At 45.4% G+C, this 12,854-nt stretch carries 13 protein-coding genes; 10 read left to right on the forward strand and 3 right to left on the reverse strand.

The window, feature by feature from the left end:
• Positions 1 to 7 precede the first annotated feature (7 nt).
• The 5 genes from MKY99_RS14915 to MKY99_RS14935 all read left to right on the forward strand — a co-directional run bounded on the left by MKY99_RS14915 (position 8) and on the right by MKY99_RS14935 (position 5,529).
• A complete protein-coding gene (locus MKY99_RS14915; RefSeq protein ID WP_339271390.1) occupies positions 8 to 1,189 on the forward strand; it encodes an amidohydrolase in 1,182 nt (393 codons plus the stop codon).
• Positions 1,186 to 2,382 (forward strand): N-methyl-L-tryptophan oxidase, encoded by a 1,197-nt coding sequence (gene solA / locus MKY99_RS14920; RefSeq protein WP_339271651.1) that lies wholly within the window; start codon positions 1,186 to 1,188, stop codon positions 2,380 to 2,382. The genes MKY99_RS14915 and solA overlap by 4 nt, the downstream gene beginning before the upstream one ends.
• The gene (locus tag MKY99_RS14925; protein WP_076299753.1) at positions 2,360 to 2,839 is read left to right on the forward strand and encodes a DinB family protein; all 480 of its coding nucleotides are present in this window, start codon (positions 2,360 to 2,362) and stop codon (positions 2,837 to 2,839) included. The genes solA and MKY99_RS14925 overlap by 23 nt, the downstream gene beginning before the upstream one ends.
• 75 nt (positions 2,840 to 2,914) lie before the next feature.
• The gene (locus MKY99_RS14930) at positions 2,915 to 4,252 is read left to right on the forward strand and encodes an LLM class flavin-dependent oxidoreductase (RefSeq protein ID WP_339271392.1); all 1,338 of its coding nucleotides are present in this window, start codon (positions 2,915 to 2,917) and stop codon (positions 4,250 to 4,252) included.
• A complete protein-coding gene (locus MKY99_RS14935) occupies positions 4,249 to 5,529 on the forward strand; it encodes an amidohydrolase (RefSeq protein ID WP_339271394.1) in 1,281 nt (426 codons plus the stop codon). The genes MKY99_RS14930 and MKY99_RS14935 overlap by 4 nt, the downstream gene beginning before the upstream one ends.
• A 47-nt stretch (positions 5,530 to 5,576) precedes the next feature.
• Here the strand turns inward: MKY99_RS14935 and MKY99_RS14940 are convergent, their stop codons facing one another.
• Entirely contained in the window at positions 5,577 to 6,623 is a 1,047-nt protein-coding gene (locus MKY99_RS14940) for a stalk domain-containing protein (RefSeq protein ID WP_339271396.1), read from the reverse strand.
• Positions 6,624 to 6,867: 244 nt separating this feature from the next.
• On the opposite strand from MKY99_RS14940, the gene MKY99_RS14945 reads away from it, so the two are divergent.
• Together MKY99_RS14945 and MKY99_RS14950 are read left to right on the forward strand one after the other, a co-directional pair.
• Complete coding sequence (locus MKY99_RS14945; protein WP_339271398.1) at positions 6,868 to 7,923, forward strand: LLM class flavin-dependent oxidoreductase; 1,056 nt, start codon at positions 6,868 to 6,870, stop codon at positions 7,921 to 7,923.
• Between the two features lie 19 nt (positions 7,924 to 7,942).
• The gene (locus tag MKY99_RS14950; RefSeq protein ID WP_042188313.1) at positions 7,943 to 8,509 is read left to right on the forward strand and encodes an NADPH-dependent FMN reductase; all 567 of its coding nucleotides are present in this window, start codon (positions 7,943 to 7,945) and stop codon (positions 8,507 to 8,509) included.
• A 64-nt stretch (positions 8,510 to 8,573) separates the two neighbouring features.
• Here MKY99_RS14950 and MKY99_RS14955 read toward each other — a convergent pair whose 3' ends face one another.
• Entirely contained in the window at positions 8,574 to 9,137 is a 564-nt protein-coding gene (locus MKY99_RS14955) for a TetR/AcrR family transcriptional regulator (protein ID WP_339271653.1), read from the reverse strand.
• 327 nt (positions 9,138 to 9,464) lie between these two features.
• On the opposite strand from MKY99_RS14955, the gene MKY99_RS14960 reads away from it, so the two are divergent.
• From MKY99_RS14960 to MKY99_RS14970, 3 genes are read left to right on the forward strand one after another with little or no spacing between them, the layout of a single operon-like run.
• The gene (locus MKY99_RS14960; protein WP_339271400.1) at positions 9,465 to 10,307 is read left to right on the forward strand and encodes an SDR family oxidoreductase; all 843 of its coding nucleotides are present in this window, start codon (positions 9,465 to 9,467) and stop codon (positions 10,305 to 10,307) included.
• A gap of 55 nt (positions 10,308 to 10,362) precedes the next feature.
• Positions 10,363 to 10,758, forward strand: coding sequence for a cupin domain-containing protein (locus MKY99_RS14965; RefSeq protein ID WP_076299760.1), 396 nt, complete (start codon positions 10,363 to 10,365; stop codon positions 10,756 to 10,758).
• A 41-nt stretch (positions 10,759 to 10,799) separates the two neighbouring features.
• Positions 10,800 to 11,780, forward strand: a complete 981-nt coding sequence (locus tag MKY99_RS14970) for an aldo/keto reductase (RefSeq protein ID WP_339271403.1) — start codon at positions 10,800 to 10,802, stop codon at positions 11,778 to 11,780.
• A gap of 141 nt (positions 11,781 to 11,921) precedes the next feature.
• Here the strand turns inward: MKY99_RS14970 and MKY99_RS14975 are convergent, their stop codons facing one another.
• On the reverse strand, positions 11,922 to 12,698 hold the full coding sequence (locus tag MKY99_RS14975; RefSeq protein ID WP_339271405.1) for a helix-turn-helix domain-containing protein: 777 nt from the start codon (positions 12,696 to 12,698) through the stop codon (positions 11,922 to 11,924).
• Positions 12,699 to 12,854 lie beyond the last annotated feature (156 nt).

Raw genomic sequence — 12,854 nt, forward strand, 5'->3', positions numbered from 1 at the left:
ACTGTATATGACTAGTAAAGCTAAAGAGCTGAGTGCGGAAGCGCTTGGAGAAGAATTAATCGGGATACGCCGTCATCTGCATCGGCACCCGGAACTGTCGAACGAAGAATATGAGACAACAAAATATATTATTTCCCTGCTGGAGCGGGCAGGAGTCAGGGTCGTAGATTACGGTCTGTCTACCGGAGTGATCGCAGAAATTGGGGGCAAGCAGCCCGGTCCGGTCATCGCGCTGCGCGCAGATATCGATGCCTTGCCAATCCAGGAGGAAACTGGAGCAGCTTATGCGTCGTTGTATCCCGGCAAAATGCATGCCTGCGGACATGATTTCCATACGGCTGCCTTGATCGGTGCCGCCTATCAGTTGAAGCAGCGAGAGGGTCAGTTACTAGGAACGGTACGCCTGTTGTTTCAACCGGCTGAAGAGAAGGCGCAAGGGGCACAGCGGATCATTGCTAGCGGGGCGCTAGAAGAAGTCCGGGCAGTAATCGGGCTGCATAACAAGCCGGAACTGCCAGTCGGAACGATCGGTATTACGGCGGGCCCTTTAATGGCAGCGGCTGACGGGTTTGTGATTGAAGTGCAGGGTGGCAGTTCTCATGCTGCCGTTCCAGAAGCTGGGATAGACCCGATTGTAGCTGCTTCGCATATCGTGACTGCATTTCAATCCATTGTAAGTCGCAATGTCAGTCCCCTACAAAGTGCGGTGGTCAGTGTGACGCAGATTCACAGCGGAAATTCATGGAATATCATCCCCGAAAAAGCCGTGCTTGAGGGTACAATCCGTACCTTTGATGAAACGGTGCGCAGCAAAGTACTTGACCGCTTTCGGGAAGTGGCGACTGGTGTGGCAGCTGCTCTTGGAGCTAAAGCCACTGTCCGCTGGATCGAAGGGCCGCCTCCGGTCATCAACGACGCCGCCTTAGCGGCGTTAGGGGTAGAGTCGGCTGAAGCTCTTGGCTACCGAGCGGTCAAACCAGAGCTTTCACTGGCCGGAGAGGATTTTGCCTTCTATCAGCGCGTGGTACCGGGATTATTCGTCTTTATAGGTACTGAAGGAAGCCAAGAATGGCATCATCCAGCCTTCAATCTGGATGAACAGGCACTGCCTGCGGCAGCACGTTTCCTTGCGGATGCGGCTGTACGTTCCCTTGAGTACCACAGTTCCGGTGGAGGTGCAGAATTATAGCTGAACATAAGAGTTACGATGTAATTATCGTAGGCGCAGGCTCGATGGGCATGAGCGCTGGTTACAATCTTGCGAGGCGCGGAGTGAAGACGCTACTAGTGGATGCCTTCGATCCTCCACATACACAGGGCAGCCATCACGGGGAATCCCGGCTGATCCGGCATGCTTACAGCGGTGACCCCGCCTACACTGATTTAGCTTTACGGGCAGATACACTATGGAAAGAAGCGGAACAGTTGAGCGGAACAGAACTCCTTGTCCGCTCAGGTGTCTTGAATCTCGCGGATAGCGCAGTGTATTCCTTCAACGGTCGTCTCGAAGAAGCGAAGAAACGGAAGGTGCAGGTCCATCATCTGGATGCCGAAGAGATCCGGCGGCGCTGGCCGGCATTGAACATACCGGAATCATTCGCGGCAATGTATGAACCAGATGCCGGATATTTGTACAGCGAACGCTGTATTTCCGCCTACCGTCAGCTTGCCCTTGGACATGGTGCGGAACTGTTGACGAACACTCCAGTAGTGAATGTCACCGCTCGCGAAGGCAGCGTTACGGTTCATACGACAAATGGCGATTATCACGGAGCGGCAGTTATTCTTAGTGCCGGAGCTTGGTTTGGCAAATTGGCACCTTTTGTACATTTGCCGATTAAAGCAATCCGCAAAGTTGTGGGCTGGTTTGAGAGCTCCCCTGCTTTTGCTGCTGGTAATTTCCCTGGCTTTACGTTAGGAGCAGAGGAAGGTGGCTATTACGGATTTCCCAGCATTGATGGAGCTGGCCTGAAGATCGGCCGGCATGATACAGGGCTGGAATGGAAGCCGGGTACACAGCTTGCCCCGTTCGGCAGTGAAGCCAGCGATGAGGGTGACCTCCGCAAGGTACTGGAGTCTTACATGCCCGGTGCTGCTGGTCGATTGCTAAAAGGTTCTGCATGTAAATATGAGCATACGCCTGATGAAGATTTCATTATAGACTGCCATCCGCTCCATTCCAATGTGCTGATAGCTGGAGGGTTTTCGGGGCATGGTTTTAAATTTTCTAGTGTTGTGGGTGAAATACTGGCTGACTTAGCGATCGGCGGAGTTACAACTCATAACATCCAGCCTTTTTCGTTATCTCGTTTCGCACCATCGGATCATTCGCAACAAGTCTTATATTGGAGGGGATTTAATGAGCAGAGTTCAAATCAGTGATTATCTAAGGACATATCATCAATTAGTAAAGTCGACCGCCGGGTTAACGGAGGAACAACTGAAATGGAAGGCAGAACCCGCCAGTTGGAGTGTGACTGAGGTACTGACTCATCTGGCTGATCACAGCATCGTAGTTTCGTTCCGCATTCGTGATATTCTCGCTGCTACGACTACACAGCTTCCAGTCTTCAATCAGGATGCTTGGGTCAGCGGTCAGTACGCCAACAGCGGCAATGCTTCCGACAATCTGGAGCTGTTCCGCAGCCTGCTTTACTATAACAGCCTTTTGTTTGAACGGCTTAGCGAAGAAGATTGGGAGAAAAGCGGAATTAATTTCAAGGGGGAGACCGTGAAAATTTCCGATATCGTGCACGGCTTCACTGGACATGTGGAGAGACATCTTGGTCAGATCGAGCGAATCAAACAGGGCGCAGCTAATGCATCGTTTGTGCAATGATTGCTTCCAAAGTCAGTTTTGCATGAAGTGAAATCAAGGAAGCGTATGCTCACAAAACTTTTAGGAGGAATGAACATGACCAAACCAAGACAACTGAAGCTGGGTGCACTGCTGCATGGGGTAGGAGGCAGCACGTCGATGTGGCGCCATCCAGATGCCAAACCAGATGCCAGTGTAAACTTTGAATTATACAAAGAGTGGGTACAGAAGGCAGAAGAAGGCAAGTTGGATCTGATCTTCATCGCAGACGGACTGTACATTAATGAAAAGTCCATTCCTCATTTCCTTAACCGGTTTGAGCCGCTGACTATTCTTAGCGCACTCGCAGCCGTCAGCACTAACATCGGTTTAGTTGGTACCTTGTCTACCTCGTACAGTGAACCATTTACCGTAGCGCGTCAATTCGGCTCACTGGATGTAATCAGCGGCGGCCGGGCCGGCTGGAATGTGGTGACTTCACCTCTGGAAGGTTCTGCGTCAAATTACAGCAAAAAAGAGCATCCTGACCATGGCAAGCGCTACCGTATTGCCACCGAATATTTGCAGGTGACACGCGGACTATGGGATTCTTGGGAGGATGATGCGTTTGTACGAGACAAGGAATCAGGTGTATTCTTTGATCCGCAAAAAATGCATACCCTGGACCATCAAGGAGAGTTCTTCTCTGTGAAGGGGCCGCTGAATATTGCTCGTTCGAAACAGGGGCAGCCTGTCGTATTTCAGGCAGGCTCCTCGGAAGTCGGTAAGAATTACGCCTCCAAGGAAGCAGATGCTATCTTCACTGGACACGAAACGTTAGAAGATGCCCAAGCATTCTATAACGATGTTAAGACACGGGTAGCTTCGTTTGACCGGAATCCGGATGAAGTGCTGATCTTCCCTGGTATTGCTCCAATCATCGGTGACACGCCGGAGGAGGCAGAGCGCAAGTACCAGGAGGTTGCTGGCCTTGTAACGATTGAGAATGCACTGAACTACTTAGGCAGATTCTTCGAGCATCATGATTTCTCGCAATATCCGCTGGATGAGCCGTTCCCTGAGCTTGGTGAGTTGGGGCGCAATAGCTTTCAGAGCGGCACGGATAAAATCAAAAAGGATGCGAAGGAGAAAGGCTTGACGCTTCGACAGGTCGCCTTGCAATCGGCTACCCCACGCAGCAGCTTCATTGGCACACCGGAGCAAGTAGCTGATCAGATTCAAGCTTGGTTTGAGAGTGGTGGGGCAGATGGATTTATGATCGCGGCTGCCGTCCCTAACGGACTGGAGGAATTCATCGATCGGGTGGTACCGATTCTGCAGGAGCGGGGTTTGTTCCGCACTGAATACGAAAGTGACACGCTGCGTGGAAACCTCGGCATTCCGTTGCCGGAGAACCGCTATTCCAAAGCTTCTCAGCCAGCAGGGCAAATTTGACAGTTGATCCAGTATTCACAATCCGCCAAAACTCGAATATTGCGGAGATGATGCATTACGCCAGCCAGCTGCAGGATGAAATGATTGAATACCGTCGTGATTTGCATGCCCATCCGGAGCTACTGTATGATGTCGTCCGCACTTCTAATAAAGTAGCAGAATTGTTGGAGGAGTGGGGGATCACAGTACGGAGAAATGTCGGCAAACATTTCGGAATGGGAGTGGTCGGCCTCCTGCAAGGCTTAGCAGACAATGGCAATAGTGGGCCCACTCTTCTTCTAAGGGCAGATATGGATGCCCTGCCGATACAAGAGTGTAATGAGTTGCCTTACAAGTCAGTCAATGACGGCATCATGCACGCCTGTGGCCATGATGCCCATACCGCTATGCTATTGGGGGCTGCCCGAACCTTGGCAGCCTTCCGGGAACGATTGATGGGTACGATCATTTTCGTCTTCCAGCCAGCTGAGGAAGGCGCGGTCAAGAGTCCGCTTGATGGAAGATTACTCTCAGGCGGCCGCGATCTCATTGAGGATAACGTGCTGGAAGGTGTCGACCATGCCTACGCGCTACATGTCATGCCAGAGCTTCCGGTCGGAACGCTTGGTATTCACCCTCATGATGCCATGGCAGCGTCCAGCCATTTTAAGGTGGAATTTCAGGGGACATCCGGTCATCATAGTGCTCCGCACAGAGCTGTAGATGCGATCCAGATGGCGGCACGATATATAGGAGAGATTAACGGAATGATGGCTAATCGAATCGATCCGCAGGAGGCGGCGGTGTTGGCCTTCGGAACGTTGCAGGCTGGTACTGCTGTTAATGTGATCGCTGAACACAGTGAACTTACAGGAACGTTCAGAGCGTTTACCAAGACGACGGTAGCTGTAATTACAAATGGTTTACAGCGCCATGCTTCAGCTATAGCTGAGTCTTATGGAGGGAAATACAAGCTGGAGCTGCGTGAAGGAATTGCAGTAGTGAACAATGCGGAAGCGGTGCAGCAGGTGCTTCATGCAGCCCGTGAAGTTCTAGGTGAGGATCAGGTAATACTTCTGGAGCAGCCAAGTCTGGCTGGTGAGGATTTTGGTTGGTATCTTGAAAAGGTTCCCGGTGCCTTCGCCTTTATTGGTTGCGGTAATAAGGAGAAGGGAATTGTCCATGCTATCCATCAGCCACAGTTTAATATCGATGAAGCGATGCTAGTTCATGGTGCGAGGATACTGGTTAGACTCGCAATACAGCATAATGGATCGGCCAGCGGCAAACAAAAGTAAAAGGTACCCCAATGGGATACCTTTTACTTTTGTTTAGGCTTGTCAACTCACCAGAAATACGTTTCGAATGTATAACCGTTTTTCCCAAAGAAAGTTATCTCACCGCTTGTCACTTCCTCAGGAATGTCAAAAAACATGCCTTGTTTACCCGCGATATCAAAGGTGAGAGTTACTTTCTTATCATGAACTTTGTAACTTACCTCGAAATGACTGAATTGCTTTTTAAGGCCTTGATCGAACATACCGACACTAACGAGTTGTCCGCTCCTCTTCACTTGGACGTCGTCTCCATCATCCCCCATGCCTAAATCCATACTCCAGTCTAAACTCCCGTTTTTTAAACGATCGACGTATTTCAACGTAAGCGATTCTACGCCATCTTCCTCTTCGATATGTAAGAGTACAGCTGTATATTTATCAATAATCCGAGAATCCAGAACTGGGAGTCCGCTCAAAATAGCAAATTCAGTTAACTCCTGCTCTGTTATTGCCTCTCCTGAGGGATAATCCATTTCGATAGGTTTCATTCCTAGCCAATCTTCCCACTCCTCAGGAGATTCGAGTTCAGCACGAAAGTCATCATCCGTGGTAATGATCGCTGTTCTAGTTGTTACATCCCAATCAACGGAGATCCCGATTCGTTCGGCAATAGCGCGCAATGGAACCATAATATCACTGCCGGAGAGATAAGGTGTAGGACTCTTCCAATTGATCCAAACATCAGAATCCTCTATATCTTCGTTGTAATCGCTAAACATATAATCATTTTTATCCGGATAAATAGAAAGTGCTCCGTTAAAATGTGATATAAAAACATGCGGATAAGGGTTATCTATAAACTTCGAAATATCGGCTTGTATGTCGGGATGCTCAAAAAGTTGGGTTGGAACGAACGTTTTTCCCTCTATTAACGTAGGCAACTCATCTTGAAAGAAAAAGTTTATGCCATTAATTGTGACGGAGGGTTGGATCGCAGAACGTTGGATAGAATCGGATAACTTCGGTACAACCGAAGCCGATGCAAAGATCGGAGTCGAATTGGAAGCCGATAAGAAAAGAATAAGTAATACGTTCATGAAGCGGCGGTTGTGCATGAATACAAGTCTCCTTTTTTTGTTTATCACTTTAATAATCAAATCAATATCCTAAATATACCATGTGGAGATTATTATAGGGGATTCTTAGCACAAGGCTTAAATCGAGTAGTTTTTTCTTAACAGGATCATTAGTTTGACATTATGCAAGCACTTAACTATACTTATTATAGTGACTTACTTAATTATATTTAATCGACAAATCATAAATGAATTCTTACTTCTTAAAGAAAAGAGGATAATCATGGAACAATATCGGATCAATGCAGACAACGGCTTAGAGTTTGGACTCTATACATTAGGTGATCATCTAGCGAACCCTGAAACTGGGAGCCGAATATCTGCCAAACAACGCATACGTGAAATTATTGACTTGGCTCAATTAGCGGAGCAAGCAGGAATTGATTTTTTTAGTGTAGGAGAGAGTCATCAAGAATATTTTGCTACTCAGGCGCATACCGTTGTGCTGTCAGCTATTGCACAGGCTACTAAGAAAATGAAAATAGGTAGCTCATCTACGATTATAAGCACCTCTGATCCGGTTAGGGTGTACGAAGATTTCGCTACAATTGATTTGATCTCAAATGGTCGAGCTGAAATAATAGCTGGCCGTGCCTCTAGAGTGGGGTTATATGAACTATTGGGCTATGATCTTAATGATTATGAGGAATTATTTGAAGAAAAATTCGACTTGTTATTAAAGATAAATGAAAACGAAGTTATGAATTGGAAGGGAGAATTTCGTAACCCTCTCAAAAATGCAAGAATCCTCCCCCGTCCTGAGGGAAACTTACCGATATGGAGAGCTGTAGGTGGGACTTCTGCCAGTGCGATCAAAGCAGGCATTGCAGGTGTTCCTATGTTTTTGGCCCATTTAGGGGGTCCCGCTGTCTTGTTCAAAAGATCCATTGATGCTTATCGTGAAGCTGCAAGCCAGAACGGATTCGATCCGTCGAAGCTGCCATTAGCGACTGCTGGATTCTTTTACGCGGATGAAACGACACAGAAGGCACAAAGAGCCTATTATCCATATATAAACGAAGGAATGAAATTAACCAATGGACGTGGTTTTCCTAAACAGGCGTTTGCTCAAGGAGCCGATCCCCGCGATGTTATGAATATTGGCAGCCCACAGGAAATCATTGAAAAAATTCTATATCAACATGAACTCTTCGGCCATCAACGATATATCGCACAAATGGATTTTGGTGGCGTACCTTTTGAAAATTTAATGAAAAACATAGATTTAATTGGTTCTGAAATTCTACCAGCTATTAAAAAATATACGGCAAAAAAATAAACTCCAGGAGGTCAGAATTATGAAAATTGTAGCATTATCAGGGTCAAAGATAGGATCGAAAACTAGAATCGCTATGAATTACACAATAAATTCGTTTCATGAAAAATACAAAGATGCAGAAGTTACGCTTCTAGATCTGGCGGAGTATGATGTTCAATTCAGTGATGGTCGCAATTATCTGGAATACGAAGGGGACACCAAGTACGTAATTCAAACGATCATGGAAGCAGATGTAATCGTAATCGGAACGCCAATATTTCAAGCTTCCATCCCAGCAACACTAAAGAATATATTCGATTTAGCGCCCGAAAAAGCATTTCAACACAAGGTTGTAAGTATGCTCGTCACGGCAGGTTCTGCACGTCACTATCTGGTAGCTGAGCAGCAATTGAAACCGATATTGGCCTATATGAAAGCGCAAATTGTTCAAACCTATGTATTTATAGAAGAGAAGGATTTTTATCGAAAAGAAATAGTAAATGATGATGTGCTATTCCGTATAGATCGCTTAGTGGAAGATACCTATGTACTCTCTGAGACCTATGCCAAAATTCGAGAGGCTGAAGAAGCTAAATATGGTTTCTAAGGAAGATCAAAATAGGTTAATATTTCGCAAACTAGTTACTATTTTCCAAGTCACCCTTCATCCTTTAGGATGAGGGGTTATTTGTACAATTTCGTTCCAATAAGGCTCCCAGCTGTTCTGCTAATACTTGATAGGTTACTGGTCTTTCGTTCGTAAACCACCATTCAACTACACCTACATACGAAGAAGCTACAAATTGTACGATTAGATCCTTATTTAATCCTTCGTTTTTACCCTTTGTGATATCCACTTCGTCTTTGAACTCTTCTATAAGAAATTCCAGAAAACGACTCCGGAAGAAAGGGGCTCCTTTGCTAGCTAACATCATGGAGAAAAAGGCATAGTTACTCTCAAAGTATTCCGTCCAAATCACGGACCCCGTTACAAAATCCAAATCAGAGGCTGCTTCACATCTTTCACGAAGTTCATTGATATGCTTCTCGATAAGCTTATCAAGAAGATCATATTTATCCATATAGTGAAGGTAAATAGTACCACGGCTTACGTTTGCTTTATCTGAGAGTTCCTGAATGGTTATATCATCAAAATTTTTCACAGTCATTAGTTCAATGACTGCTGTCTTCAGGGCTTCCTGTGTTTTTAAGATTCTTCGATCGACTTTAGACAATTTGCTCACCGAACTTTCTTTATTCATCAACAAAAGAGTAAGAATTCATTATATAACATACTATAACGAGCTCATCAATGGGACATCTGTTTATAAATTTATATAAAAGAATCGCGAATACGCAGTAGGAAATAAACAATTTCGATGGTTTTGTTTATTAATGTACAAATCGCATCAAATTAACAATTGGCACCAAATTTAATCTGATTATAATAATAGACATGTGATCATTATTGTAATTATGCGTATTAAATATTCGTCACAACTACTCATATGCTAAGTATTCCAGCAGCAAAATCGGAATATGAAGTTTAGGAGGAAATGATTATGAACAATCGCACATGGCTTATCACCGGTGTGAGCAGTGGTTTTGGTTATGAGATGACGAGACAGCTTCTTCAGAAGGGCAATAAGGTTATCGGTACTGTTCGTAACAAAAGCAAGGTCGCTGACCTCATTGAGAAGTATCCCGAAACCTTCAGTTGCGAGATTCTAGATGTGACCGATTTTCCAGCCATTCGAAATCTTGTCGATAGATCTTTTGTAAAGTTTGGACGTATCGACGTTATCATAAGCAATGCTGGTTATGGCCTTTTTGGGGCTGCAGAAGAACTCTCTGACGACGAGGTTAATCATATCATTGCCACGAATCTAACGGGGTCCATCCAGCTTATTCGTTCAGCTATCCCGCATTTGCGCACTCAGGGTGGTGGACGCATAATTCAGATCTCCTCCTATGGCGGGCAGGTCGCCTTCCCAGGAAATTCGATGTACCATGCGACCAAGTTTGGGATAGAGGGCTTTTGTGAGTCCGTTGCTCAGGAGGTTGAAGCTTTCAACATCGGTATTACATTGGTGGAGCCGGGAGGAGCCCGTACCGAGTTCCGTTATGGGAGCGCACAGGTAGCGAAACTCATGACAGAATACGAAGGCAACCCAGCACATAACTTTTTGAACATGCTGGACGCTTCTAAGAGTTTAGCTCCTGGAGATCCAGTGCGGATGGCTGCCCGAATCATAGAAAGTGTTGAATTAGAACCGGCACCGATACGAATGATACTTGGATCTCATGCACTGGCTAGCACGATTTCGACCCTCAAAGCTCGTGTTGCCCACTATGAGAAGCAGACTGAACTGGCAGCTTCTACTGATTTTCCAGCGGGAGAGTAAGAGGATCGCAGTGCACTAATAATCATTAACTATAGGCAGAAAGTAGGAATCAACGATGAAAAATGAACAACTTAGTAGCAGCACTATTTTTCCTTTAGGGGAAAAGGTTAAAGCAAACTTTACGGGTGACGCTTATTTGCAAATGGTGTTTACAGATCCGAAGCCGCTTAATACCGCAATTGGTAATGTAACCTTTGCTCCAGGCGCACGCAATAACTGGCATGCTCATCAGGTTGGACAAGTTCTGTTAGTCACTGGTGGAAATGGCTGGTATCAGGAAGAAGGAAAACCTGCTCAATTGCTCGAAATAGGTGATGTGGTCAACATTCCAGCTAATGTGAGACATTGGCATGGCGCGACAAAGGATAGTTGGTTCGTTCATTTGGCTATGACTCCAGGCGAAACAGAATGGTTTGAAGCTGTCGAGGATGAATGGTTTGAAGCACTGTAAGAACTAAAACTCATTTAAACATAGAAATGGAGGCTTGCTTTATGGAATATATCAAATTTGGAAATACGGGAATGGACGTCTCTCGGATTTGCCTTGGTTGTATGAGCTTTGGAAAAGTGCTGCCTGGAGGGCACCAATGGGTGCTCGATGAGGAGAACAGTCGTCCTATCATTAAAAGAGCGCTTGAGCTCGGCATCAATTTTTTTGATACAGCTAATATTTACGCAAGTGGTTCCAGTGAAGAGATTATCGGACGTGCGCTTAAGGAGTATGCGAATCGGGATGAAATTGTACTTGCCACGAAGGTCTGGGGCCAGATGCGTCCAGGTCCTAATGGTGGTGGGCTTTCTCGAAAAGCTATTATGAGCGAAATAGATAACAGTTTGAAGAGACTTGGGACCGATTATGTGGATCTCTATATCATTCACCGCTGGGATTATAACACACCCATTGAAGAAACCATGGAGGCCTTGCATGATGTAGTGAAGTCTGGAAAGGCTAGATATATCGGTGCGTCTGCTATGTATGCTTGGCAATTCCAAAAAGCATTACATGTAGCCGAGAAAAATAGCTGGACTCGCTTTGTATCCATGCAAAATCACCTTAATCTCATCTACCGAGAAGAGGAAAGGGAAATGATGCCGCTTTGTCAGGATCAAAAAATTGCGGTAACTCCTTATAGTCCTCTGGCATCAGGAAGATTGATTCGCGATTGGTCGGAAACAACACGCAGATCCGAAACCGATCTCATTCAAAAATCAAAGTATGATTCAACCGCTGATGTAGATCGATTAATTGTTGAGCGAGTAGCGTCGTTAGCAGAGAAACGAGGTGTACCACGTACTCATATCGCACTTGCATGGCTGTTGCAAAAAGCTTCTGTAGCTGCTCCAATTGTGGGCGCGACGAAAATTGCTCAGCTCGAAGATTCAGTAGATGCTCTAGCGGTGAAATTATCACCTGAAGAAATTTCATTCCTTGAAGAGTTGTATGTTCCACATCCAATAGTTGGAGCTCAGTAATGAAGACTGGTTAAGCTTGTCACTTAAACGTAGACCTTTTCGCCGTCTTTGTGCATTCGAATATTAAAATAAAGCCGATGATCTAAACCAAAAGATCATCGGTTTTTTGTTTGCATAATAAGATAACGGACCATGTATCTCTTAACGTAATTCACTTGGAGTCCGTTGTTTAATCTGTTTAAATACTCTGTTAAAGGTACGGATATTAGTGAAACCGCATTCCAGTGCGATATCTAAAATGGATTTGTCTGTGGTCAGCAGCAGCTGTTCTGCTTGGTTGACTCGGATGTTGCTAAGGTATGCAATATAGCTCATACCCGAAAGACTCTTGAAGAAGCGGGAGAAATAAAAGAGGCTCATATTGGCTTGCCTTGCGGCGTCAGCAAGTGTGATGGGATGCATGTAGTTGACGTCGAGGTATTCAAGAACCCCTTGCATAATCTTCATGTTAGTGATGCGTCTTTTATCTTTCTGTAGATTAATCTTATCCAAGGGGACATGCCGTAAAATGAGTCCGCTCCACTCGTGCAAAAGGCCAATGATTACCTGTTCATGATATTCCAGCTTCTGATTATATTCGTCCATAAGTTCCTGCAGGATCTGAGAAAGACGGTTGTTGATACGCACTTCTTCTTCTCGTATAGCTCGTTTCTCCATAAATGGGGAAGTCAGCCTCACATTCAAAGGCCATCCACCAGGAAAACCGATTAATGAAGGATTGAATATCACCATCATTATCTTGGAGCTGCTGTCTTTACTGTCATAGTAGTGGATGTCTCCGCTGCTGCATATAGCCATATCTCCCGCTTTCAAGATCCTCGTTTCGGAGTTAATTCCCATCCGAATTGAACCTTCAAATACATAGACTATCTCAAGATCGTTATGCCAGTGGGCTAGAAAATCAATATCATTAGACATTATTACAGTGAAGGGGAAAGTCGAATGGTAAGTTCTATTTTCGTGAAAGGCTTTCATGAGATCTCCTGTTCATGTGGTTTGAATTTTAGGTTCACCTCTAAAACTTAGCAAAAAATGACCATTCCTACAAGTGAAATGGCGAGCACACCTCTCTGA

It is taken from the genome of Paenibacillus sp. FSL R5-0470 (assembly GCF_037975205.1).
GTDB lineage: Bacteria > Bacillota > Bacilli > Paenibacillales > Paenibacillaceae > Paenibacillus_AQ.

What these genes read in the sequence shown, in the direction of transcription:
- MKY99_RS14940 (WP_339271396.1), bottom strand. Translation starts at nt 6,623, where the DNA reads ATGCACAACCGCCGCTTCATGAACGTATTACTTATTCTTTTCTTATCG.
- MKY99_RS14925 (WP_076299753.1), top strand. Translation starts at nt 2,360, where the DNA reads ATGAGCAGAGTTCAAATCAGTGATTATCTAAGGACATATCATCAATTA.
- MKY99_RS14960 (WP_339271400.1), top strand. Translation starts at nt 9,465, where the DNA reads ATGAACAATCGCACATGGCTTATCACCGGTGTGAGCAGTGGTTTTGGT.
- MKY99_RS14970 (WP_339271403.1), top strand. Translation starts at nt 10,800, where the DNA reads ATGGAATATATCAAATTTGGAAATACGGGAATGGACGTCTCTCGGATT.
- MKY99_RS14950 (WP_042188313.1), top strand. Translation starts at nt 7,943, where the DNA reads ATGAAAATTGTAGCATTATCAGGGTCAAAGATAGGATCGAAAACTAGA.
- MKY99_RS14975 (WP_339271405.1), bottom strand. Translation starts at nt 12,698, where the DNA reads ATGTCTAATGATATTGATTTTCTAGCCCACTGGCATAACGATCTTGAG.
- MKY99_RS14915 (WP_339271390.1), top strand. Translation starts at nt 8, where the DNA reads ATGACTAGTAAAGCTAAAGAGCTGAGTGCGGAAGCGCTTGGAGAAGAA.
- MKY99_RS14945 (WP_339271398.1), top strand. Translation starts at nt 6,868, where the DNA reads ATGGAACAATATCGGATCAATGCAGACAACGGCTTAGAGTTTGGACTC.
- MKY99_RS14965 (WP_076299760.1), top strand. Translation starts at nt 10,363, where the DNA reads ATGAAAAATGAACAACTTAGTAGCAGCACTATTTTTCCTTTAGGGGAA.
- MKY99_RS14930 (WP_339271392.1), top strand. Translation starts at nt 2,915, where the DNA reads ATGACCAAACCAAGACAACTGAAGCTGGGTGCACTGCTGCATGGGGTA.